Genomic DNA, 23,967 nt, shown 5'->3' on the forward strand with positions numbered 1-23,967 from the left:
TTGGAAAATAGAAGGAGAACAGAATGAATATTTTATGGGATTTTGATGGGACGTTATTTGATACGTATCCAGTTTATACAAAAATTCTTTCTCAAGTTTTAGGGAAGGAAATAAGTGAAGAGGAAATCTATACAAAGTTAAAGGTTTCATTTTCTCACGTAATTGATTATTATAAAATATCTAAAAAACAATTAAATGAAATTGATGTATTAGAGAGTCGTATTATGATAGAAGATATAAAACCATTTGAAAAAGTGGAAGAGGTATTAAAGTTTGCCGATAAAAATGTCATTATGACTCATAAAGATAGAGCGGGGGTATTATCTATATTAAATCATTACGGCTGGAACAAATACTTCGTAGACATGGTTACAATTGACGATGGTTTCCCCCGAAAACCGAACGCTTTATCTTATGATCATTTGCATAAAAAGCACAATATTGATTTAGCTATTGGTGATAGAGAATTAGATTTATTACCTGCAAAAGAATTAGGTATTTCAACATGTATGTTTCAAGGGAACTGTGATGTAGCGAATTATTCTTTATCGCATTACTCGGAATTTTTTAACGTAGTGATTGATAGAGAGGTTATTTTATAAATAATTCAAATAAAACCTTTACTTTTTGCTTGAAAGTAGAGGTTATTTTCTATGCTTTATAAAAACTATAGAAAATTAATACTTTCTAGTAATTAGGAGGAGATTGGTATAACGATTTGAATTATATAGTTATAGATAAATCTATAGATGAAAAGATTTCAATAAAGCGAGTGATCACATGAGTATTTTCATTTTAGAAGATGATGTCATACAAGCACAGCAAATGAAGCGGCTAGTTGAAGAGATTTGTGAGGAGTATATGTTGCCTTTTGATTTTATAGAGGTAACTAGTAAAAGTGAAAACATTATTACGAACATTCCTAAGGCGAAGTATATCCCAATCTATTTTTTAGATATAGAGATAAAAAGAGAAGAGCGTAAAGGGTTACAAGTGGCACAAGAGATACGAAAGTATGATACGCAAGGAATTATTGTGTTTGTAACGACGCATTCTGAATTTGCACCTATTTCATATCAATATATGGTATCAGCTTTAACATTTATTGATAAAGGGTTGCCATACGAGGAGAGGCGTAACGTTTTTGAACAATGTTTACTACAGTATGAAGCGCGTAATAAGCGAATTATTCCGTCCGATGACTTTATCGTTGAAAATAGTAATGCGACTGTGCGAGTTCCGTTCCTTGTAGTTGAATATGTTATGACCGATGAACCACACCGTTTAGCATTAGTGACGTTAGATCGGATCGTTTATTTTTACGGAACTTTAAAGGAGATTGAAATAATAGATGAACGTTTATTTCGTTGTCATCAATCATATATCGTGAATACGAAGCAAATGTCTTCTTATGATGCGAAGCAAAAAATGATAGTTTTAAAAAGCGGGAAACGTATTCCAGTATCACGGCGTTTAGTGAGTAAAGTACGTAACATGTTAAAGGGTGAGATGTAATGTATATTTATGATATATTTGCAATACTGCTTACTAGTATAAGCCATACGTTTTTATACATTCAATTAATCCGGTACAATAGATTGTCATATAGAATGTTAATAGCTTTAAGTGCAGTATTCATTATTTTACTGGCTATTGTCGTAACAGTAACGAGATATCCAGAATTGAATAGTACGATTGTGTTGTTTTTAATAAGTTTAGGATTAATGCAAAATGAATTGAAATTTAAGCATAATGTATATTTTGCACTAGTGAGTATGGTAATTATTACGTTAGTGAAAATGTTGCTACTTGATTTAGGAATGAAAATCTTTATGTTAACAGCTTTTAATTTATATTTATGGACAGGTAGCGTTATTCATCTTATCGTATCGACACTTACTTTTATCGGTATTTTAGTAGCTCGTAAAAGAATCCAAAACATTGCTCAATATATAGTAGGTAGTCCGCTATACTATGTAACTTATATATTATTAATTGCCGGATTTATTATTGAACTAATTTTAACTCAGCCTTCTACTGCGTTTTTAGCACAATTAAATCAACAATACAGTGAAGTAAGTTATATTTCAGCTATTATTGTATTTTTATTATTACTAATCATTGTACTAATAAGCTCACACTTATCGAAAGAAAAGTTACGAGAAGAGCATGAAAAACGTTTAGATAAAGAGTTATTAGATTATGTGGAGAAATTAGAGGATATGCATGATGAGCTTGCTAGTTTCCGTCATGATTATATGAATGTATTACTATCGTTAGAAGAGGGAATACGTACAAAAAATGTGAAAGAAATTGAGCAAGTGTATTATGACGTTGTAGCTCCTACGTTAAAAACAATAAATGATCATGAACTTGATATTGCGAAATTATCTCGTATACATATTCCTGAAGTGAGAAGTGTATTAAGGGCGAAAGTTGGCACTGCCCAGCAACAACAAATAAAAGTACTGCTCGATATACCAGAGAACATTGAAAGTGTTTCAATGACGATCATTTCATTTATTCGCATCATTTCAGTTTTAGTAGACAATGCAATTGAAGAAGCAGTACATAGTGAGGAAAAGATTTTGCAAATCGCATTTTTTGAAATGGATTCACGACAATATTTTATCGTGCGTAATAGTTCAAAGAGTGAAGCGATTAATTTGCAAAAAATTTATGAGAAAAACCATTCAAGTAAAGAAGGAGCTCGAGGATACGGGCTATTCTCGTTAAAACGGATTATAAATAAAACAAATAACGCGACGTTAGAAACAACTTATGTAAGTCCTTATTTCACGCAAACATTCATACTAAAAGAGATGAAATGACCATCTATGATGAAAATGAAACCGAATAGGAAATAACTACATACTTCCTTCACTTATTTTTATACACTTCAAGTAAGAGGTGAAGCGAGATGAATGGTCTTATTTTTACAACAATGATTAGTTTTGGTTTACCGCTTGTAGCACTATTATATGCTGTTTGGAAGAAACGCTCTATTCCTTATATGTTAGGTGTATTGGCTTTTGTTGTATCACAAATATTGATCCGCATACCAATACTGAATTATGTAAATGGAACTAGCACAGATTTTCAAATGTTTTCAGTAATGCAGCCTGCATTATTTGTAATTTTGCTTAGTTTATCAGCTGGAATTTTTGAAGAGATAGCTCGTTTTATTGCAATGCGTTATTTTATGAAGCAACGAGATTGGCAGTCTGGTTTTTTATTTGGAGCAGGGCATGGTGGTATTGAGGCAGTGTTGATAGTTGGTATCCCGGTAATATCTCTATTATTGTCACAAACAGTCATTCAAAATGGTGACAGTTACTATTTCGGCGGTATTGAGCGCATCTTCGCGATGATATTGCATATTGGACTTTCCTTCATTGTATTACAAGCTGTCGTCCAAAAGAAATTCCGTTATGTTGTATATGCAATTCTCATCCATGGGACCGCAAATGCATTAGCTGGCATTATATCGCTATATGTACCAGGGAAAAACGGGATCATTATGTCAGAAGTTTCAATAGCAATTTGTACTTTAGTCGTTTTTAGCTATAGTTTTATTTTAAAAAGAAAGGGTGTATGAAAATGAGAAGAATGTTACTTATTATTATAAGTGCTATCGCGGCGTTCGCACTTGCAGCATGTACCGGTAATAAAGTAGATCAAAGTACATCAAAAAAATTTATTCCGAAGGCGGAAGAAATTGTATCATTATTAAATGAAGCAAAGTATAAAGAAGTACATGAAAAATTTGATAGTAAAATGAAATCAGCTTTATCAGAAGAGCAAATGAAAGAACTTACTCCTATAATTGAAAAAGCTGGTACATTCGAAAAAATTGAGAAAAAATCGATTGAAGAAAAAGATGGTTTATATACTGTTATTCTTGTAGCAAAGTATAGTAAAGAACAACGTACCTTTATCGTAACTTATAACGATAAAGAAGAAATAGCTGGGTTAGTAATTAGGTAGAAATGTAATGGCAGATAAGGTGGTTGTATCCACTTTATCTGTTTTTGTTTTAACCAAATTATGGTTATTCATGCTAATATAAACACATAGCTATAGAGAAGGGGTGGGTTAGTATGAAAACTGAAATAGTTCCTAAAGAAGTACAGCATAATAAGCTATATATCTTTACTCATCGGTATTTTATGTTTTCTGTTCGTTTTTGTAACTCCGACAAGGATAGCGAATGCAGGTAATATAGTGGGAGATTATATTACAGTTGCCCTCACTGTTGCAGGTATCATACTTTCTGTCATTACGATGACGAAAAAAACAGAGAAGAAGGGAATTGCTATTCTTTCATTAATACTGTCCTTATCCTTCTTTATATTTTGGATTATCGCGATTATTTTAGTTTTGACTGGTCGAGTTAGTTTTGCGCCATAATACCGAATAAAAAGAGTCCTTCATACGAGAAGGACTCTTTTTATTCACTTTCTTCTGGTTGATATTCTAAAATATCCCCTGGTTGGCATTCTAACGCTTTACAAATAGCATCTAAAGTTGTAATTCTAATTGCTTTTGCTTTTCCATTTTTTAATATAGAAAGGTTAGCCATTGTAATTCCAACCTTCTCCGAAAGTTCAGTTACACTCATTTTTCGTTTCGCTAACATTACATCAACATTAATTATTATTGCCATGTTATTCACCTCAGACCGTTAAATCATTTTCTGATTTTATATCTATCGCATCTTTTAAAAGTCTTTGGAGAACGGCAGCAAAGACTGCGATTACCATTGAAGCAAAGATTAGGAGCATGCCTATTATAATAATACCTGGTGCGTCATCTTTCTCCGCTATGAGATAGAAGAGTGGCATACCTATTACATATAATACACTAATTGTAACAGCGCATTGTTTAATCTTCTTTAAAGCTCTAACAGATAATTTCGAGAAGGCGTTACCTTTGTCAATGTAGCTTACAAGTTTAAAGGCTTGATATAGAGCAAAATAAAAAGGTATCACCGTTGCATATAGATTAATTAAAATAAGATATTTTATATATGCAATATCCGGGTACAATTCCGCTGCATAATTCCCAATATTAGGAATTAAAAATATACACAAAGCAAAAACAGGAATACCGATAAGGATAATTGCTGTCTTTAAAAAGAGTGTTGATCCTTGTTTCATATAAAGCACCTCATTTTTAAATTATCATTTTAATTTAACATAAATTTTATCGTTTAACAATAAATTCTTATTTATTTCAATCGGATTTTTATTGAGAAACAAATTTTAGTGAAGAGAATGATAAGACGTTTTTATAAAAAAGGTGTGGTCTCTAGTTATTTGAACATAAAAAGCTATGATATGTACCGTTCGTTGCTTTACTAATAAAAGAAAGTGAAGGTAATGATTGTTAGCTTCATGAAAATTGGGGACTAATAAAACATATATAGGTTGTGGAAATCTTTTTGTATATAAATGAATGTGAAACATACGGAGGAACAACAATGGTGAATTTGGGTTTATTGATGAAGAGGTTACTGTTAGTAGGAACCACACTAAGTATGTTATGTACGAAAAGCATGATGAATTATTATTCGGTGGAAGCTAAGGTGAAACAAGTAGAACGGCAACCGAAAAATGTAATCATAATGGTTATGGACGGAACGAGTTCTTCAGCAACGACATTAGCTCGCTTGTATAAAGGGAAACCACTTGCATTAGATGAAATGGTAACAGGAGGAGTTCGTACCTATTCGGCGGAATCGGCTATAACAGACTCAGCCCCAGCAGCTACAGCTTTAGCGACGGGGAATAAATCGAATTCAGGATATGTAGGTATATTACCTTCTATTGTAAGTTCACCTGGCTTAAAATCAATAAAAGAAGAGGACAAGTTACGTCCAGTTGCCAATGTTCTAGAAGGTGCTAAACGCACTGGTCGCGCAACTGGAATAGTTGCTACAGCTGAAATTCAGCATGCTACTCCCGCTGGATTTTCTGCTCACCATATTAACCGTAAGCGTTTTGACGTAATTGCGGAGCAGCAAGTGTATCAAAATATAGATGTCGTATTAGGTGGGGGAAAAGTGGCACTGCTACCTATAAAAAGAAAAGATGGTGAAGATTTAGTAAAGGTGATTCAAGACAAAGGATACGACTTTGTTGAAACGAAAGATGCATTATTGAACTCTAAATCTAAGAAAATTTGGGGCTCTTTCTCACATAATGCTTTAGCATTTGATATGGATCGTGAAGCAACAAATCCGGAGCAACCAACACTTTCTCAAATGACGGAAAAAGCAATTCAAACACTATCAAAAGATAAAGATGGTTTCTTTTTATTTGTAGAGGGAAGTAAGCCAGACTGGGCAGCTCATGTGAACGATCCAATAGGGATGATTAGTGATGTATTAGCATTTGATAACGCAGTTGCAGAAGCATTGGAATTTGCAAAAAAAGATGGTAATACGATGTTAATAGCTGTAACTGATCATGGTAACAGCGGTATTTCTATTGGGAATGCGAATACGACAAAAGGCTATAATATTACGCCGGTCTCTGCATACATTGGTCCATTAAAAAAATCGAAAATGACACTTGAAGGTGCTACAAATAAACTAAAATCTGATTTATCAAATGTAGAAGATGTAGCTAAATTATACGGTTTGGACAATTTAACTTATGATGAAAAAGAAAGAGTAAAAGCAGCAAAAAAGAAATCGGATGTAGGTCCAATACTTACTACATTATTGGCCAATCGTGCGAACATAGGCTTCACAACAGGAGGCCATACAGGTGAAGATGTGTTTTTGTATTCTTACGGTCCTCAAAAGCCAAACGGTTTGATCCAAAACACAGACATTGCGAAGACGATGGCGAAAGCAATGGGCTTTAACTTAGAAGAAGTAACAAACAAATTATTTGTAGAGAGTGAATTAGCCTTTAAACGAAAAGGTGCAACAGTAACAATAGATAATACTGATACAGAAAACCCGGTGCTCATAGTAAAACGTAATAATGTAAAAGCTCAATTCTTTGTAAATAAAAATATAATTCGTATTAAGAATAAAGAATATGAATTAAGTAGTGTCGTTGTAGAAAGCAATGGCAAGTTCTATATACCAGAAGAAGCAATCCATTTATTCATAAAATCTCATTAAAAAAAGCCAATTCCTTAGCTAGTACTTAGGAATTGGCTTTTTTTAATGAGATTTTACTCGAAAAAAAGAGGAAAGCGAATCATAACTTCTAGAGTAGACTTCCTGTAAATATACCTATTGTATGTTTTTCACCCTCCAAAAAATATTTCTCAACATTTTAGCCTTCTAAAAAGATTGAATATTCGTATTATAACGAATATTATGTTCCTATCGGCAAAAAAAACGATAATTCGCAGACACTGGGGAGGAAATGCATTGAAAAAGAATAAGAAGTTAAAACCATTATCAGTTTTAGCAACAGCAGCAGTACTAAGTAGTAGTTTTGCTTTTGGAAGTCATGCAGCGTATGCTGATACGCCACCATCTCTACCAATTGATGAGCATTTAATACCTGAAGAGCGTTTGGCAGAAGCGCTGAAACAACGAGGAGTAATTGATCAATCTGCATCACAAGCTGAGACATCAAAGGCTGTCGAAAATTATGTTGAGAAAAAGAAAGGGGAAAACCCTGGGAAAGAAATCTTGACAGGAGATAGTCTTACGCAAGAAGCTTCTGATTTTATGAAAAAAGTAAAAGATACAAAAATGAAGGAAAATGAACAGGCGCAGCAACCTGAAGTAGGACCAGCGGCTGGACAAGATGCAGGTTTGAATTCTAGAAAACTAAATGGAAAAGTACCTACTACACCAGCGAAGCAAGAAGAGTACAATGGAGCTGTTCGAAAAGATAAAGTGCTTGTTTTACTCGTAGAATTTAGCGATTTTAAGCATAATAATATTGATCAAGAACCGGGTTACATGTATTCTAAGGACTTTAATCGTGAACATTATCAAAAAATGTTATTTGGTGATGAGCAATTTACGTTATTTGATGGATCGAAGATTAACACTTTTAAACAATATTATGAGGAGCAATCTGGCGGAAGCTACACAGTTGATGGCACTGTAACCGAATGGCTTACTGTTCCAGGAAAAGCTTCAGATTATGGTGCGGATGCGGGAACTGGTCATGATAATAAAGGTCCTTTAGGGCCACGCGATTTTGTGAAAGAAGCATTAAAAGCAGCTGTAGCAAAAGGCATTAATTTAGCTGATTATGATCAATTTGATCAATACGATCAAGATGGTGATGGAAATAAAAACGAGCCAGATGGAATTATTGACCACCTAATGGTTGTACATGCGGGCGTAGGTCAAGAAGCTGGCGGTGGTAAATTGAAAGATGATGCGATTTGGTCTCATCGTTCAAAACTAGGATCAAAACCATATGCGATAGATGGTACGAAATCTTCTGTTTCAAATTGGGGCGGAAAGATGGCGGCATATGATTATACAATCGAGCCTGAAGACGGAGCAGTTGGTGTGTTTGCACATGAGTATGGTCATGATTTAGGCTTACCAGATGAATATGATACAAAGTATTCAGGGCAAGGTGAACCTGTTGAATCATGGTCCCTTATGAGCGGCGGTAGCTGGGCTGGAAAAATTGCGGGAACAGAGCCAACAAGTTTCTCGCCACAAAATAAAGAGTTTTTCCAAAAGAATATGAAGGGTAACTGGGTGAATATCGTTGAGGTAGATTATGATAAACTGCGCACAGGAATCGGTACTGCAACATTTTTAGATCAAAGTGTTACAAAATCAAAACGACCAGGAATCGTTCGTGTTAACTTGCCAGACAAAGATATAAAAAACATCGAATCAGCATTTGGTAAGAAGTTTTATTACAGCACAAAAGGAAATGACATTCATACAACACTAGAGACACCAGTATTTGACTTAACGACTGCAACGGATGCTAAGTTTGATTATAAGGCATTTTATGAATTGGAAGCGAAGTATGATTTCCTTGACGTAAATGCGATTGCAGAAGATGGAACGAAGACACGTATTGATAGAATGGGCGAAAAAGATGTAAAAGGCGGCGTAGATACAACAGATGGTAAGTGGGTTGATAAATCATATGATTTAAGCCAATTTAAAGGGAAGAAAGTAAAACTGCAATTTGAGTATGTAACAGATATTGCAGTAGCTTATAAAGGATTTGCGTTAGACAATGCAGCATTAACTGTAGATGGAAAAGTTGTTTTCTCTGATGACGCAGAAGGCCAGCCAGCAATGACGCTAAAAGGATTTACTGTGTCTAACGGATTTGAACAGAAAAAACATAACTACTATATCGAGTGGCGAAATTACGCTGGGTCTGACACGGCGCTACAACATGCACGTGGTCCAGTGTTTAATACAGGAATGGTTGTATGGTATGCGGATCAAAGCTTTACAGATAACTGGGTAGGCGTTCATCCAGGCGAAGGATTCCTTGGGGTAGTTGATTCTCATCCAGAGGCAATCGTAGGAACATTAAATGGACAACCAACTGTGAAGAGCAGTACGCGTTATCAAATTGCCGATGCGGCATTCTCATTTGATCAAACGCCAGCATGGAAAGTAAATTCGCCAACCCGCGGTATCTTTGATTATAAAGGATTGCCAGGCGTTGCGAAATTTGATGATTCTAAGCAATACATCAACAGTGTTATTCCAGATGCCGGGCGTAAGTTGCCGAAGCTTGGATTGAAGTTTGAAGTAGTAGGTCAAGCTGAAGACAAGTCTGCAGGTGCAGTTTGGATCCATCGCTAAAATAAAATGAAAAGGAGCTGCCATAAGTCGGTGAAACCTGACTTATGGCAGCTCTTTTCTTCTTGTGAGAAAAAACTGTTACATAAATACAAATCGAAAAAATTACCATTTAAAAAAATGAAAAGATGTGCAGAAGTGAAAAAGTCCTCTGCTTTTTTATATATTTATTGGAAAAAATAGATGTTTCTTTTATAATTGAAATGCTCCATCAGTCCGATTATATAAGCTTTTTTGACCGTAAGTAATTTGTAAGTAATGAGTAAGAAAAAAGAGATTTTTATATTATATAATATTTATTACAGCTACTTTTAACACCTGATACTAATAGTATGCTATAATGTGAATTAGCAACATAAAGGAAAGGAATTAGACCAATGACATTAGAAAATACTAAAAATTTAAAAAAACAAGTTGCTCCTTATGAAAAATCAACGATTAAAAAAAGTGTGTGGCAACTTATTAACACAATCGTGCCATTCATTATTTTATGGTACCTTGCTTATAAAAGTTTGTCCGTTTCTTATTGGTTATCGTTAGTTCCATCTCTGTTAGCCGCCGGTTTTATGACACGGATTTTCATTATTTTTCATGATTGTACCCATTATTCATTCTTTAAAAGTCGTCGTGCGAATAGAATAGTAGGGACATGTATGGGTGTGTTAACTTTATTCCCGTTTGATCAATGGGGGCATGAGCATTCTATTCATCACGCTACAAGTGGTAATTTGGATAAGAGAGGTACAGGAGATATTTGGACGCTTACAGTGGATGAATATTTAGCTGCGCCATTTAGACTTCGTTTAGCATATCGCTTATATCGCAATCCATTCGTTATGTTTGGATTAGGTCCGATTTATGTTTTCTTACTTAAAAATAGATTTAACCGAAAAGGTGCTAGACAGAAAGAACGTATGAATACTTATTTGACGAATATTATAATCGTTGCTTTAATAGCTATACTTTGCTGGGCAATTGGGTGGCAATCGTTTCTGTTAGTGCATGGCACTATATTCTTAATAGCAGGTTCAGTAGGAATTTGGCTGTTTTACGTACAGCACACATTCGAGGATTCTTATTTTGAAGAGGATAAAGATTGGGAATATGTGAAAGCGGCAGTGGAAGGAAGTTCATTTTATAAACTTCCAAAAATCTTGCAATTTCTAACTGGTAATATTGGATTCCATCATGTTCACCATTTAAGTCCAAGAGTACCTAACTATAAACTAGAAGAGGCACACAATAATACGCTTCCGTTAAAAAATGTACCAACGATTACACTTGCTACAAGCTTACGATCACTTCGTTTTCGTCTTTGGGATGAGAAAAGTAACAATTTTGTTACCTTTAAAGAATTCAAAAAAATAATTAAAAACAATGTTTCTGTTCGAGTGAAATCTGAACTATAATTTCATCGTATATAAAAAACTCTCCTTAATCATTTTCGATTTAAGGGGAGTTTTTGTTTAAATAAAAGATGTCTGATAAGAAGAAAACTTAAATAATTTAAAATGTAATCGAAGAGGGTTAGGAAATGCTCGTACTTAGGCAAAAATATAAGGTAACCGTAAATATATTATGTTAACAATTTGGGGAGTTATGAATTATTTTATATTATTATGACTGTTCATACATCCGCCGATAATTAATAGCAAAGGGGGATAGTAGAAAATACTTATAGAATAATATTTGAAAAAAAGGCAAAAAGCTATTCTTTCGTAAGAATAGCTTTTTTGTAAATGTCCTTAGTTTGATGAGCATGGGATAGAATCTGAAACATAAGAATTCACAAAGATAAGAATTCACAAAGATAAGAAGCTTTTATTTACTACCTGGAATTAAAGTAGCTGTTAATTTAATAGTAAAAGATTAAAAGCTATTATTTCTCCCAAAGCTCAATTAGACGACCTTCAGGATCTTTAATCCAAATAAACTTTCCGAATTCACTAATTTCTTCTTTCTTTTCAAGCGGTACGCCAATATGTTCAAGATGCTGAATAGTCTCATTCATATTATGTACTTGGAAATTTAACATCACTTGCTGTTCTGTTGGAAAATAATTATCATCTTCGGTAAAGAAAGAAAGAATAGTTTCATTTCCTAATTGCGGTTTAATCACAGTCCCATTCCAATTGTCTATTTCAATTTTCAACACTTCGCTGTACCATTTTTTTATAACATCAATATTTTTAGTTCTCCAAAATATTCCCCCGAAACCTTTTATCATCGTAGATAACCCCTGTCTATTTTTGAATTTTTTGGCTTTATATATTCAATATATCAAAACAGTGATAGTAAGGAAAATTATTAACTTATAAACAGTAAGAAATCAAAATTGCTAGTAGTATGGACTGTTGAAATGATACAGACATCATTCTTCGCATAACTTGAAATCAAAGAAAAAGAGTATAGAAATACTGACTTGTCTTCCAAAAGTAAAGGGAAATGAAGGAACGAAAGAAAAAGTGAAAAAGATAAAAGATAAAAGACCGCATATGAATTGAAAGCCATGTGCGGTCTTTTATATATAAGTATAGTATTACATAGTCTCACTAATTTTAGTTTCACTATGAGTATTAGCAGAAATTCTTTTCTTAACTTTAAAGTGATAGTAGGTGTAGCAAAAGATGATAAATGGTACAGTGCAATAGATTCCAAGTCGTTGTTCAGGGATAAAGATAAGACTGATTAATATAATGCCATACAATCCAAATCCAAGAATTGGTACGAGAGGATAAAGTGGAGTTTTGAATTTTAAGTCTTGTAATTTTCCACCTTCGGCTAAATAATGTTTACGGAAAAAGAATTGAGAAACACAAATTGACATCCAAACAATTATAGTTATGACGCCAGAAATGGAAATTAACCATAAGTAAACTATTTCGGCAGCTACAACGCTCGTCAAAAGAGAAAAAGCAGAAATAGCGATCGTCATAATTAAAGCGTTTAAAGGGATTCCTCGTGATGAGAATTTCTTTAGAAAGGCAGGAGCCACTTCATTTTACAAGCTTACGTTCACTTCGCTTCCGTCTTTGGGATGAGAAAAGTAACAATTTTGTTAGCTTTAAAGAAGTCAAAAATATAATTAAAAATAATGTTTCTGTTCGGGTGAAATCTGAACTATAATTTTATCGTTTATAAAAGACTCTCCTTAATTCTTTTTATTTAAGGAGAGTTTTTATTTAAATAATAGTTTTTATGAGGGGAGTTCAAATCCTAATTGGAGTTTAATCACAGCCATAGTTTAATTTTCAGGTAATTAAAAAAGAAAAGTCAATATTTTTTTGATTAAGCTTTCAAATTATTGTCGTTAGTATATTTTTATTTTTAGAAAATTGAATAAACGGATTGATTTCATTTTAAATTTTTGTTAAATTGATAGGTAATTGAGCGTACTAATATATTACAAGTCAAGTTGAGGTGAGTTATGGTACAGTCCATTGATAGAGCGATAAGTATTATAAAGTTGTTAAATTCTACAAATGAAAAAGAGTATTGGGCTATTTCTGATATTGCGGACAGAACACATCTCCCCGTTAGTACAGTACATAGATTACTTAACTCTTTAATCGAGCATGGGTTAGTTACGCAAATTTCAGAAACGAAACAGTACAAAATTGGGCCAATGTGGATGGAAATAGGATTACGTCAACTGGAGAAGGTAGACTACAGATCGGTTGCAAGAGAAGTGATGAAGCGGTTAGCCTCTGAAGTGGAAGAAAGTGTTTATTTGAACATTCCAAATGGCACACATTCTATTATCATTGAAAGAATGGATAGCCCTTTAAAAATTCGAGTTATTGATAACTTAGGGGAACAAATTCCACTTTCAATTGGTGCCGCAAATAAAACGATGCTTGCCAATATGAAAACGAATGAAATGGAACATATTGTAGAACATTTACTTTCTTCATTACCAGAACAAAAGCACATTCTTTTAGATCAAATAAAGCAAATAAAAACTGAAGGATATGCGGTAAGTTATGGTGAAAAAACAGAAGGGACAGCTTCAGTAGCTGCACCTATTATCGGATTTAATCATAAAGTAGTAGGAGCATTAAGTGTTGGGTTAATTAGTCATCGCATAAATGATGATCGACTATCTTTTCTTATTAGTAAGGTAAAACAAGCAGCTCATGAAATATCAATAAAAATCGGCAGTACATCAGAACTATAATTTTGATAACTGTCGTCATTTTTTATTCATATACTGGAATTCATTTTCATAATGCGGAAAAATAGGAGGGGGTTACATGTCAAAGTGGCAATCAAAAGAACAATTGATTCAATTATTAAGCAGTCTTGTTGAAATTCCTAGTATTACAGGTACAGAAGCCGAAGTGATATTGCCAGACTTTGTTGTGGAGCAATTATCTGATTTACAGTACTTCAAAGAAAACCCACATCATTTGCAAAAAAATCCGACGGGGGACGGACGATTTTTTGTTACAGCCCTAGTAAAGAAAAGCGATAGTACGAAAAATACAGTAATTCTAGTTAGTCACTTTGATGTTGTAGATGTACAAGATTACGGAGTGTGGAAAGAAAATGCATTCAATCCTAAAAAGTTAACGTCTATGTTTTATTCTCATAAAGATGAACTACCAGATCAAGTACGTGAAGATATAGAACAAGGGGATTGGCTATTTGGTAGAGGAACAATGGACATGAAATGCGGCCTCGCATTACAAATGGCAATGATTGAGCAAGCTTGTGTAGGAAGATTTGACGGAAATGTTCTTTTATTAGCTGTTCCAGATGAAGAAGTGAACTCGGTGGGGATGAGGGCTGCTGTTCCAAGATTATTAGAGTTAGCAAGAGAACACGATTTAGATTATAAAACGGTATTAAATTCAGAGCCTATGTTTTCACGACATCCTGGTGACCGAAATAAGTATATTTATACTGGTTCTATTGGTAAAGTGTTACCTGGATTTCTTTGCTATGGCAAAGAAACTCATGTAGGTGAACCATTTGCAGGTTTAAATGGGAGTTATATGGCTGCTTTATTAACGGCTGAATTAGAATTGAATACGGACCTTTGTGATGTTGTAGAAGGAGAAGCGAGTCCTCCGCCAACTAACTTACTTCAACGGGACTTAAAGGAGGATTATTCTGTACAAATTCCGCATCGTGCCGTCACATTGTTCAATTTGTTTTTACTAGAAAAAACGATGACAGATGTCGTTTCATTGTTACGTCAAAAAGTAACGAAAGTAGCAGAGAAAATAGAAGAATCATATGAAAAGCAAGCATATCGTTTTTCTAAATATAATCCGTTTATACCGCCTAATATGAAAGTAAATGTTTTAACGTATGAAGAGCTTATCGCTTATGCAATTGAACAACATGGGCAAGAGAAAATAGATGATATTCAATCTAGTATAATAAAAAATAGAGAAGATCAAGATGATCGTGCGGTAACAATTGATTTAGTAGATAAACTAGCTATTTTATGTAAAGAAAAGGCTCCGATGATTGTACTTTTCTTTGCTCCGCCATATTATCCAGCTGTAAGTTCACGCAACAACTTGTTAATTAAAGAAGTAGTTGCAGAAATGGAAAAGTATGCTCACTACAATCATAACATTACATTTAAAAACCAAAACTATTTTGGAGGAATTTCAGATTTGAGCTATGTGGGCTTACAGAATCCACTAGATTTAATGAGTTCACTTGTAGACAATATGCCATTATGGGATAAAGGTTACTCGATTCCGCTTCAGGAATTGGAAGAGTTTGACGTTCCAGTATTAAATATGGGACCGGTAGGAAAAGATGCACATCAATGGACAGAACGTTTAGATGTAAATTACGCATTTGAAACGCTATTAGATATGTTACCGAAATGCATTGAAAAATTATTAGTTTCTAATAAAATTACACAATCATAGTAGGGAATAAGGAAGGGGTAAAACTAAAATTTCAAAAGAAGATATAAATAAAATTATTGTAGTATAATCAAAAGAACGGACAAACTCAAGCATCTATGAGTTTGTCCATTTATTATTTAGTGAAAACCGGAGAGTATGTAATCCACTATTTTCTAGTTGAACTCATGTGAATTTATAGCTAACGTAATCTCTTTTATCGTTTTACTTTTTCGTTTGACCAGATAGTTCAACAGACTTTTGTGTACAGCGCTGCATTGCTGAAATAATTGCAGTTCGTAATCCTTTTTCCTCTAATGTTGCTACAGCTTCTATCGTTGTTCCGCCAGGAGAACACACCATATCTTTCAATTCACCTGGATGTATGCCTGTTTCTAGTACCATTTTTGCAGAGCCCAATACAGCTTGAGCTGCGAATTTATATGCTTGATTTCTAGGCATACCATCTAGTACAGCAGCATCTGCCATCGCCTCTATAATCATATATACGTATGCTGGCGACGAACCACTTACAGATGTTACAACGTCCATTAATTTTTCGCTTACGATCTCTGTTTGACCAAAGCTATTGAAAATGTTTAGCACATCTTCTAAATCTTTTTCTGTCACCACTTCATTAGGGCATAGCGCAGACATACCTTCTCCAACAAGAGCAGGGGTGTTAGGCATTACTCTTACAACCTTTAATTTTTTAGCAAAAGCTTCTTCAGTACTTTTAATGTTTTTCCCGGCAGCGATCGTTACGACGATAACATCATTTTTGATTACTTCTTTTATTTCGTTAATGATTGATGCGTATAGGTCTGGTTTAATTGATAAAATTAAAATATCAGCATTTTTAGCTACTTCATTGTTGTCAGTAGTTGTAGTTAGCCCATATTTTTCACTAGCATTTTTTAAATTCGTATTGTTTAAATCCGAACAAATAATATTATTTGCAGAAACTATCTTTTTGTTTAGCATCCCACCAATCATAGCCATTCCCATATTTCCGCAACCGATGAATCCAATTTGTTTATCCATAATAACTCAATCTTGCTCCTTTTATAATAAATTATATTCTTTTGAAATTGTTATCTTAAAATAACAATGACATCTCCATGCAATATAAAGAAACATTCTAAGAGAATATATTCCTTTTTGCAACACTAAAAGATAAAAAACAATTATATTCGACATTCTGTAAATATATACACTATAATTTAAGGTATTATGTTTATGAATATGAGTTAAACTTATATCGATTTATATTTTCATTCAGTAGATCAATAATTTCATGCAAGTAACTTGCCGCTCTATTTATTTTTAAAAATACTTCTTGACACCAAATCAAACTATATCGCATAATATAAAAAATTAAACCGAAAATCGTTGAAGGGAAATAGTACATATGTCTTCTTGCGAAAGAGAGTGGAATTCACCGGCTGAAAGATTCCTCGTATAGAATATATCGAACCTATCCCTGAGTCTTAAATGAAAGTTTAGGCGTTCGCCTGCGTTATAGGCGCCAAGTGGATATCTATGTATATCAATTAAGGTGGTACCGCGGAACAATGACCGTTTCGTCCTTTTTATTTTATTAAGGGCGAAGCGGTCATTTTTATTTTGCTCTTAAATAGGCTAGGCGCAGCATTGAAAAGAATAGAATCGCTGCAAGCTGTATAAATAGAAGTGTAATTTATAAAAAACTTTGATTTTAGACTTGGGGGATAAAAAAGTGAAAAAACAACGAATTGTTGTAAAGATTGGGAGTAGTTCCTTGGCAGATAGTCACGGAGGCATTTCTAAAGAACAACTTTCAGATCACGTTGCCGCATTGGCTCGATTGAAAGATGAAGGGCATGAAGTTTTGTTAATTACATCTGGGGCTGTCGCTGCAGGTTTTTCGGCTCTAGGATATCCTAGCAGACCTGTGACAATTAAAGGAAAACAGGCTGCTGCAGCTGTCGGACAAAGTTTGTTAATGCAGGCGTACACGGAGGAATTTCGTAAATATGGTATCGTTACTGCGCAATTATTGCTGACGAGAAGTGATTTTTCTAGAAAAGAACAATATAGTAATGCTTACGCTACTTTAGGAGAGTTACTAAACCGTTCCGCTCTTCCAATCATAAATGAAAATGATTCCATCTCTTTAGAAGAGCTAACGTTCGGTGATAATGATATGCTGTCAGCTTTAGTTAGCGGACTTGTTTCGGCGGATTCGCTTATGATTTTTACGGATGTGAACGGTCTATATGACAAAAATCCTCAGAAAAATGAGGATGCGAAAAAATATTATTTCCTTCCTGAAGTTACGGAAGAAATCGCTTCTCTTGCAGGAGATGCTGGTTCAAAACTTGGGACTGGCGGTATGAAATCAAAAATTGATGCTGCGAAGACAGCACTTTCTCTCGGCGTAAGTGTATTTATCGGAACTGGACGTGGACAAGAGAAATTTGTAGATGTTTTGAAGGGAAAAGGTGATGGAACGTATATCGGTAATGCTCCTCAAAAAGAAATGAAGATGAACAAGCAATGGATCGCCTTGCATTCACTTGTTAGCGGACAAATTGAAATAGACGCCGGAGCAGCTACTGCTATCATTCAACATGGTAAGAGTCTTCTTCCTGCTGGCGTTACGAATGTGTCAGGATTTTTCAAAGTTGGCGATGTCGTAGAAGTAATGACGCAACAAGGGCGCGTCATCGGAAAAGGGCAATGCACATATAGTGCTGAGGAACTAAGAGATGTAAAAGGTATGCAAAGCCAAGATATTCAAGCAAGAGGCGATAGGCATAATTATGAAGTCATTCATAGAGATTATTGGGTTTCACTTTAAGAATAGTGATGTTAAAAAGGGGGAAAAAAGATGAATGAAGTGTTGGAAAAGGGAAAAAAAGCGAAAGAAATTGCTAGAGAACTTGTACTAAAATCTACAAGTCAAAAAAATGAAGCACTTGCTGCTATTGCGGATCAGTTAATAGTAGAAACAGCTTATATTTTAGAGGAAAACAAACGGGATATTGAAGAAGGTAAGGCGAAAGGATTTTCCGATTCTCTCCTTGATCGTCTTATGCTGAATGAGCAGCGTATTATTGATATGGCAGAGGGAATTAAGCAGTTAATTGAATTACGTGATCCTGTTGGAGAATGTGTAAGTAAATGGGAGCGACCAAATGGATTATCTATTCAGGAGATGCGTGTACCACTTGGTGTTGTTGGGATGATTTACGAGGCAAGGCCAAATGTAACGGTAGATGCTGCTACAATTTGTTTAAAAACAGGAAACGCAGTTATATTACGTGGTAGTTCTTCTGCTATCAATTCTAACAAAGCCATCGTTGCCGTTATTCACCGAGCGCTCAAACAAACAAGTTTGTCTCCAGAAAGTGTACAACTTATAGAAGATACAACGCGGGATAGCGCAAAGCAGTTGTTTACAATGAATGATTACCTAGACGTTCTTATTCCAAGAGGCGGCAAACAATTAATTGATACGGTAGTGAGAGAAGCATCTGTTCCAGTACTTGAAACGGGTGCAGGAAATTGTCATATTTTGATTGATGAAACAGCGGATAAACAAATGGCAATTGATATTATTATAAATGCAAAAACGCAGCGTCCATCTGTATGTAATGCCATTGAAACGATTGTACTTCATGAGAAGTGGGCGCAGCAATTTGGTAGCGAGTTGTTTTCATCTTTGAAGGAAAAAGGCGTGGAGTTACGTGGAGATCAGAATGCACTGGCAATTGATTCTTCAACTGTACTTGCTTCAGAAGAAGACTGGGGTACAGAATTTTTATCACTCACGCTGGCAGTGAAAGTAGTTTCTTCTATAGAAGAAGCGATTCATCACATAAATACGTATGGATCTATGCATTCCGAAGCGATTATTACAGAGGACGAGGAAAACGTCAATAAGTTCTTCACATCTGTTGATGCGGCGGCACTGTATCATAATGCATCCACTCGTTTTACTGATGGATCTGAATTCGGATTTGGAGCAGAGATTGGTATAAGTACACAAAAGCTACATGTAAGGGGACCAATGGGACTTCCTGCATTAACTTCTACAAAATATGTGATTCGTGGAAATGGTCAGATTCGAAAATAAAAATAAAAGACACTCAATTAGCTTGGGTGTCTTTTATTTTAAAGATTATTTACCATACAAAAAGCCCAACGAGCATAGCGCTTAATAAGGAAACTGCCATCCCGCTAACAAGAAGCTTCCAAACATTTTTACCGATTATGGATGATTTTTCTCCGCCAAATAATGAATTGTAAGTTCCGTAGATCATACCTACTGTACTAAAGTTAGCAAAAGAAGCTAGAAATGTAGTTGCAACCGCAATCGTATGTGGCTGTAACGACTTTAGGTTCGATTTTAAATCCATCATTGCAACAAATTCATTCGTCGTTATTTTGATCCCCATTAATTCAGCTACATACATAGCATCCTTGCCAGATAAACCGAGTAAAAAAGCAAAAGGACTAAAGATAATGGAGAAGATTTTTTCAATTGTTAAACCTGTTACAAAAAAGCCCAAAATCCCATTTAAACATGCAGTTAATGCTACATAACCAATTACCATAGCTAAAATAACGATAACCATATTCATTCCAACTAACATACTGTTTGAAATAGTAGAAAAGAAATCCTTTTTTTCATCTTTTGCAGGTGTATATACGACATCTTCTTCTTTTGAAACTTCCACAGGATTTAATACATTGGCTAAAATTAATGCGTTAATACAGTTTAAAGGGATTGCGCTGAAAATATATGTTGCCGGAACCATTGATAAATAAGCGCCAAGAATGGATCCGCTAACGCTACTCATACTCATAATTCCAAAAGTTAATAAACGATTTTCTTTTAAAACGGATAATTGATCACGAACAACCGCAAGTGCTTCAGTGTTTCCTAAAAACATCATTTGAATCGAAAAGAAACTTTCTAACTTTGGTAAACGAGAAATCTTTGAAATAACTGCACCTACTATATCAATAATCCAAGTTAAGATTCCGAAGTACGAAAGAATATCAAAGAACGTGATAACAAAAATGATAGGAAGTAATGCACTAAAGAAGAAATCAACGGTTTGATTTTCCATAGCTGAAGGAAAGGCAAACCGAATACCTTCATTCGCGCATGCTAGTAGCCAACTGAAAAATGACGCGATTTTATTAATGATAATACTGCCGAGCTTCGTGCCTAACATAAACCACGTAATAAAGAGCTCCAATATGATTAGAATAACGATTGGTCTCCATTTTATTTGTTTTTTATTAGGCGAACAGAGGAAAACGAATAAGATTACAATGAAAATCCCTAACATATTCAATATGAAATGCATGTCAACAACTCCTTGAAAGTTATTATTTGTATATAAAAAAGCTCCTATTCTTCTTAATTTAGAATGAATGTATTTTAACTTAAATTTTGTTAATTCTAAAAATATAGAAGGTGAAATTCGATAAAAGTAGAATTTGATATATAGCAAACAAGGAGGGGATAAAAATGGAGGTCTATCACATAACGAGTAGAAACAGGGAAACTTATAACGTTCAAGTAAAATATTCGATACTTTTCGAATGCGGGCTTGGCATTGCGGCAATTACTCATAAAAGGTTAATCGATACTCTTGAAAAGAGTCAAAATGAATGGGAAGAAATTAAGGAATCATTAACAGAAGAAATGAGAGAGCACTTACAGTTTGTAGAAGAACATAATACGTGGAAAGCGTTGCTTCAGTTGTTGTATAAGGGAGAGTTTCAGGACTTATCACAGTTTCATGCTAAAATCGATTTGCTTTCAGAAGTAGATTTGAAGTATATATGTTTACCGTTTTTAGGTGAGAAGTATGAAGGGCAAAGACATTTAGCAGCAAGTGGGGACGTAACTGCAATACATGAACTAGAGGAACTGACACAAGATCATCCGTTTTTCTCTACGTATATTCGTTTTATATGTGATGTTCATGTACAAGTGCTGAAATCTCATTTAATCGCTGTTATGACAGGTTGGTATGAGAGTGTTATTCAGAAAGAGGAAGAGCAAATACTATCTATATTAAAACGAGATTATGAAGCGAAAAATGAAATGAATAAAAAGATGAAATCAGAAGAGTTTGTCGAGTGGGCGACTGGCGGTGTGAACTATATGCCAGAACCAAGTGTTCATAATGTACTTCTTATCCCGCAAATGACGTACAGACCGTGGAATATTGAGGCGGATATTGAAGATACGAAAGTATTTCATTACCCAGTCGCAAACGAAAGCATCCATCCTGAAGATCTATATGAACCGAATTATTTTTTAGTTCAAAAGCATAAAGCTCTTGGAGATGAGGCGAGATTACGCATTGTAAAAATGTTGTTTGAAAAAGAACGAACATTGCAGGAAATTACAGAAAGACTGCAACTCGGTAAATCGACTGTACATCACCATTTGAAATTGTTACGTGCAGCGAAGTTAGTTGATATACATGAGGGGAAATATGTATTGAGAAAGAAAGCAGTACAGTCGTTAGCGAAAGAATTAGAAGCGTTTTTAAATAGATAATATGCAACTAGAATGCACATAGAGGGAGGAATCTAGTAGAAAAGTTGGTGTATGAAATTGAAAAATGTATTGAAAAACCGTTCGTTCTTTTATATGTGGATTGGCAGTGCAATTTCAGAGTTAGGCGGGGCTTTCGGAACGTTATGTAATTCGATTCTTGTTTATGAATTAACAGGGTCAAAAACAGCATTAAGTAGTATGTGGTTACTATACTTTATCCCGTCACTCATACTACAACTAATAAGTGGCCCATTTATTGATAAATGGAGCCGGAAGTGGATTATGATATTTTCGCAATGGGTGCGAGCTTCGATCTTCTTACTGCCGTTAGTCATGTTACTTACTAGTAGTATAGAAGTTTGGCACGTATATGCCGTCCAAATAATAATTGGACTTATTACGCCGCTGTATACACCTGCAAGTCAAGCAATTACATCGAGCATTGTATGTAAAGAACAGCTTCAAGACGCAAATGCGTCTATTGATGGAATGGCTCGTCTGATGATGTTTCTTGGGCCGGTATTAGGCGGAGTAATCATTCATTTGATTGGAGCAGAACTTACATTATCTTGCGTATGTATTTGTCTATTTGTTAGTGGTGCATTATTACTTAATATAAAAGAGAGGAGAACAACACAACCCATTCGGAAAACGTGGTTAGAACAGTTTCTGCACGGTTTTACATATTTTTTCACAAAACCAGTTATCGTTTGGCTAGGTATTTTTCTTACTTTCGTGCAATTTGGGGTTGGGGTAACGTTGGTTACAAATCTTCCTTATATAAAAGATGAGCTGTCAGCGGGATATGCGGAGTTTGGTTATTTTATGGCTGGTTTCCCGTTTGGCTATGTAGTTGGATCTATACTAGTCGGAAAAGTAACGTATAAAAGCCGGCGTATACTTATGCTTGGTGGATTGTTTATAGGAGGACTTACATACATTTCTCTAGGGTTCAATCATAGTATAGTAATTGCGGTGTTCATTGAAGTAGTTGCAGGTATTTGTATTTCATTTTTCAATGTTCATAACACAACAATTTGCCAACAAACAGTACCAAACAATATGATAGGACAAATATTTTCAGTGCGTTTATTTTTCATACGATCTTCTATGCCGTTAGGTGTGTTATTAGGAGGCATATTAAGTGAAATGTGGGGAATAAGAGCACTATACTTTATTATCGGTGCGATTATATGTGTTACTTCTTTAATAGGATTATTCCTTCCTTATTTCAAATTTTTAGATGAAGCTGTTGAAGAGAAAACAGCTTAATTCAAACAATTAAAACTTTTTAATTGAAAATAATTATCATAATCAACTATAATAGAAGAATACTAGTATTCGTAATAAGAAGAGGGAGTGGATTATATGTTTATTGAAACGAAAACATTTACAGTAAAAGAAGGTACATCAAATATAGTTGTAGAACGTTTCACTGGAGAAGGTATTATTGAAAAATTTCAAGGGTTCATCGACTTAAGTGTTCTTGTGAAAAAAGTAAGACGCGGCGATGAAGAAGTTGTCGTTATGATTCGCTGGGAATCTGAAGAAGCATGGAAAAACTGGGAAACAAGTGAAGAACATTTAGCAGGACATAGAGCGAGCCGTGGCAAACCAAAACCAGATCATATCATTAACGTTGATCACGCAGTTTATTATGTAAAATCATCGAAAGCGGCTTATCAACAGTCGTAATATATATAAAAGTAGAGGATATTTGTTTAGTAATAAACAAATATCCTCTTTTTTTG

20 protein-coding genes, 3 pseudogenes and 1 other annotated feature are annotated in these 23,967 nt (G+C 34.6%); of the genes and pseudogenes, 17 read left to right on the top strand and 6 right to left on the bottom strand.

Annotated features, from left to right (window positions below; all coding sequences use genetic code 11):
• The first annotated feature begins 23 nt into the window (after positions 1 to 23).
• From ILT06_RS16505 to ILT06_RS16530, 6 genes and pseudogenes are all read left to right on the top strand, one after another.
• On the top strand, positions 24 to 602 hold the full coding sequence (locus ILT06_RS16505; protein WP_064475646.1) for an HAD-IA family hydrolase: 579 nt from the start codon (positions 24 to 26) through the stop codon (positions 600 to 602).
• 178 nt (positions 603 to 780) lie between these two features.
• A complete protein-coding gene (locus ILT06_RS16510; RefSeq protein ID WP_064475645.1) occupies positions 781 to 1,515 on the top strand; it encodes a response regulator transcription factor in 735 nt (244 codons plus the stop codon).
• Entirely contained in the window at positions 1,515 to 2,831 is a 1,317-nt protein-coding gene (locus tag ILT06_RS16515) for a GHKL domain-containing protein (RefSeq protein WP_064475644.1), read from the top strand. The genes ILT06_RS16510 and ILT06_RS16515 overlap by 1 nt, the downstream gene beginning before the upstream one ends.
• Before the next feature lie 89 nt (positions 2,832 to 2,920).
• Positions 2,921 to 3,598 carry a YhfC family glutamic-type intramembrane protease gene (locus ILT06_RS16520; protein ID WP_088046665.1) on the top strand — a complete coding sequence of 226 codons (678 nt, stop codon included), beginning with the start codon at positions 2,921 to 2,923 and terminating at the stop codon, positions 3,596 to 3,598.
• A gap of 2 nt (positions 3,599 to 3,600) precedes the next feature.
• Positions 3,601 to 3,987 carry a DUF3887 domain-containing protein gene (locus ILT06_RS16525; RefSeq protein WP_088046666.1) on the top strand — a complete coding sequence of 129 codons (387 nt, stop codon included), beginning with the start codon at positions 3,601 to 3,603 and terminating at the stop codon, positions 3,985 to 3,987.
• 113 nt (positions 3,988 to 4,100) lie between these two features.
• Positions 4,101 to 4,410, top strand: a pseudogene (locus ILT06_RS16530) (hypothetical protein).
• Between the two features lie 40 nt (positions 4,411 to 4,450).
• Here the strand turns inward: ILT06_RS16530 and ILT06_RS16535 are convergent.
• Both ILT06_RS16535 and ILT06_RS16540 read right to left on the bottom strand, forming a co-directional pair.
• A complete protein-coding gene (locus ILT06_RS16535; protein ID WP_064475642.1) occupies positions 4,451 to 4,666 on the bottom strand; it encodes a helix-turn-helix domain-containing protein in 216 nt (71 codons plus the stop codon).
• A 10-nt stretch (positions 4,667 to 4,676) separates the two neighbouring features.
• Positions 4,677 to 5,159, bottom strand: a complete 483-nt coding sequence (locus tag ILT06_RS16540; RefSeq protein ID WP_064475641.1) for a DUF2975 domain-containing protein — start codon at positions 5,157 to 5,159, stop codon at positions 4,677 to 4,679.
• Positions 5,160 to 5,482: 323 nt separating this feature from the next.
• Between ILT06_RS16540 and ILT06_RS16545 the strand changes: the two genes are divergently transcribed.
• The 3 genes from ILT06_RS16545 (at position 5,483) to desA (ending at position 11,184) form a co-directional block, all read left to right on the top strand.
• Positions 5,483 to 7,138 (top strand): alkaline phosphatase, encoded by a 1,656-nt coding sequence (locus ILT06_RS16545; protein ID WP_222655303.1) that lies wholly within the window; start codon positions 5,483 to 5,485, stop codon positions 7,136 to 7,138.
• Between the two features lie 255 nt (positions 7,139 to 7,393).
• Complete coding sequence (locus ILT06_RS16550) at positions 7,394 to 9,778, top strand: immune inhibitor A domain-containing protein (protein ID WP_179958539.1); 2,385 nt, start codon at positions 7,394 to 7,396, stop codon at positions 9,776 to 9,778.
• Between the two features lie 374 nt (positions 9,779 to 10,152).
• On the top strand, positions 10,153 to 11,184 hold the full coding sequence (gene desA, locus ILT06_RS16555) for a Delta(5) desaturase DesA (RefSeq protein ID WP_064475638.1): 1,032 nt from the start codon (positions 10,153 to 10,155) through the stop codon (positions 11,182 to 11,184).
• Between the two features lie 470 nt (positions 11,185 to 11,654).
• Here desA and ILT06_RS16560 read toward each other — a convergent pair whose 3' ends face one another.
• On the bottom strand, positions 11,655 to 12,002 hold the full coding sequence (locus ILT06_RS16560) for a VOC family protein (RefSeq protein ID WP_064475637.1): 348 nt from the start codon (positions 12,000 to 12,002) through the stop codon (positions 11,655 to 11,657).
• 312 nt (positions 12,003 to 12,314) lie between these two features.
• Positions 12,315 to 12,776 (bottom strand): annotated as a pseudogene (locus ILT06_RS16565) (amino acid permease); the annotation flags it as partial.
• A 2-nt stretch (positions 12,777 to 12,778) separates the two neighbouring features.
• Here ILT06_RS16565 and ILT06_RS16570 point away from each other — a divergent pair.
• From ILT06_RS16570 to ILT06_RS16580, 3 genes and pseudogenes are all read left to right on the top strand, one after another.
• Positions 12,779 to 12,901 (top strand): annotated as a pseudogene (locus ILT06_RS16570) (fatty acid desaturase); the annotation flags it as partial.
• A 301-nt stretch (positions 12,902 to 13,202) separates the two neighbouring features.
• Positions 13,203 to 13,952, top strand: a complete 750-nt coding sequence (locus ILT06_RS16575; RefSeq protein WP_000250770.1) for an IclR family transcriptional regulator — start codon at positions 13,203 to 13,205, stop codon at positions 13,950 to 13,952.
• Between the two features lie 76 nt (positions 13,953 to 14,028).
• Positions 14,029 to 15,669: a M20/M25/M40 family metallo-hydrolase gene (locus ILT06_RS16580; protein ID WP_088046671.1), complete on the top strand. Its 1,641-nt coding sequence runs from the start codon at positions 14,029 to 14,031 to the stop codon at positions 15,667 to 15,669.
• Between the two features lie 201 nt (positions 15,670 to 15,870).
• Here the strand turns inward: ILT06_RS16580 and proC are convergent, their stop codons facing one another.
• Complete coding sequence (gene proC, locus ILT06_RS16585; protein WP_064475634.1) at positions 15,871 to 16,689, bottom strand: pyrroline-5-carboxylate reductase; 819 nt, start codon at positions 16,687 to 16,689, stop codon at positions 15,871 to 15,873.
• A 339-nt stretch (positions 16,690 to 17,028) separates the two neighbouring features.
• Positions 17,029 to 17,239: a binding site (T-box leader), on the top strand.
• A gap of 144 nt (positions 17,240 to 17,383) precedes the next feature.
• Here proC and proB point away from each other — a divergent pair.
• Positions 17,384 to 18,487 (top strand): glutamate 5-kinase, encoded by a 1,104-nt coding sequence (gene proB / locus ILT06_RS16590; RefSeq protein ID WP_064475633.1) that lies wholly within the window; start codon positions 17,384 to 17,386, stop codon positions 18,485 to 18,487.
• A 30-nt stretch (positions 18,488 to 18,517) separates the two neighbouring features.
• The gene (locus ILT06_RS16595) at positions 18,518 to 19,765 is read left to right on the top strand and encodes a glutamate-5-semialdehyde dehydrogenase (protein WP_149174156.1); all 1,248 of its coding nucleotides are present in this window, start codon (positions 18,518 to 18,520) and stop codon (positions 19,763 to 19,765) included.
• A 49-nt stretch (positions 19,766 to 19,814) separates the two neighbouring features.
• On the opposite strand, the gene ILT06_RS16600 is transcribed toward ILT06_RS16595, so the two are convergent.
• Positions 19,815 to 21,008, bottom strand: coding sequence for a NupC/NupG family nucleoside CNT transporter (locus ILT06_RS16600; protein WP_154132006.1), 1,194 nt, complete (start codon positions 21,006 to 21,008; stop codon positions 19,815 to 19,817).
• Between the two features lie 164 nt (positions 21,009 to 21,172).
• On the opposite strand from ILT06_RS16600, the gene ILT06_RS16605 reads away from it, so the two are divergent.
• From ILT06_RS16605 to hmoA, 3 genes are all read left to right on the top strand, one after another.
• Positions 21,173 to 22,216, top strand: a complete 1,044-nt coding sequence (locus ILT06_RS16605; RefSeq protein ID WP_154132005.1) for an ArsR/SmtB family transcription factor — start codon at positions 21,173 to 21,175, stop codon at positions 22,214 to 22,216.
• Between the two features lie 51 nt (positions 22,217 to 22,267).
• The gene (locus ILT06_RS16610; RefSeq protein ID WP_222655304.1) at positions 22,268 to 23,488 is read left to right on the top strand and encodes an MFS transporter; all 1,221 of its coding nucleotides are present in this window, start codon (positions 22,268 to 22,270) and stop codon (positions 23,486 to 23,488) included.
• 96 nt (positions 23,489 to 23,584) lie between these two features.
• Positions 23,585 to 23,911 (top strand): heme-degrading monooxygenase HmoA, encoded by a 327-nt coding sequence (hmoA, locus tag ILT06_RS16615; RefSeq protein WP_064475628.1) that lies wholly within the window; start codon positions 23,585 to 23,587, stop codon positions 23,909 to 23,911.
• Positions 23,912 to 23,967 lie beyond the last annotated feature (56 nt).

The sequence above is a fragment of the Bacillus sp. 17RED48 genome (assembly GCF_019837545.1).
Classification (GTDB): Bacteria; Bacillota; Bacilli; order Bacillales; family Bacillaceae_G; genus Bacillus_A; species Bacillus_A wiedmannii.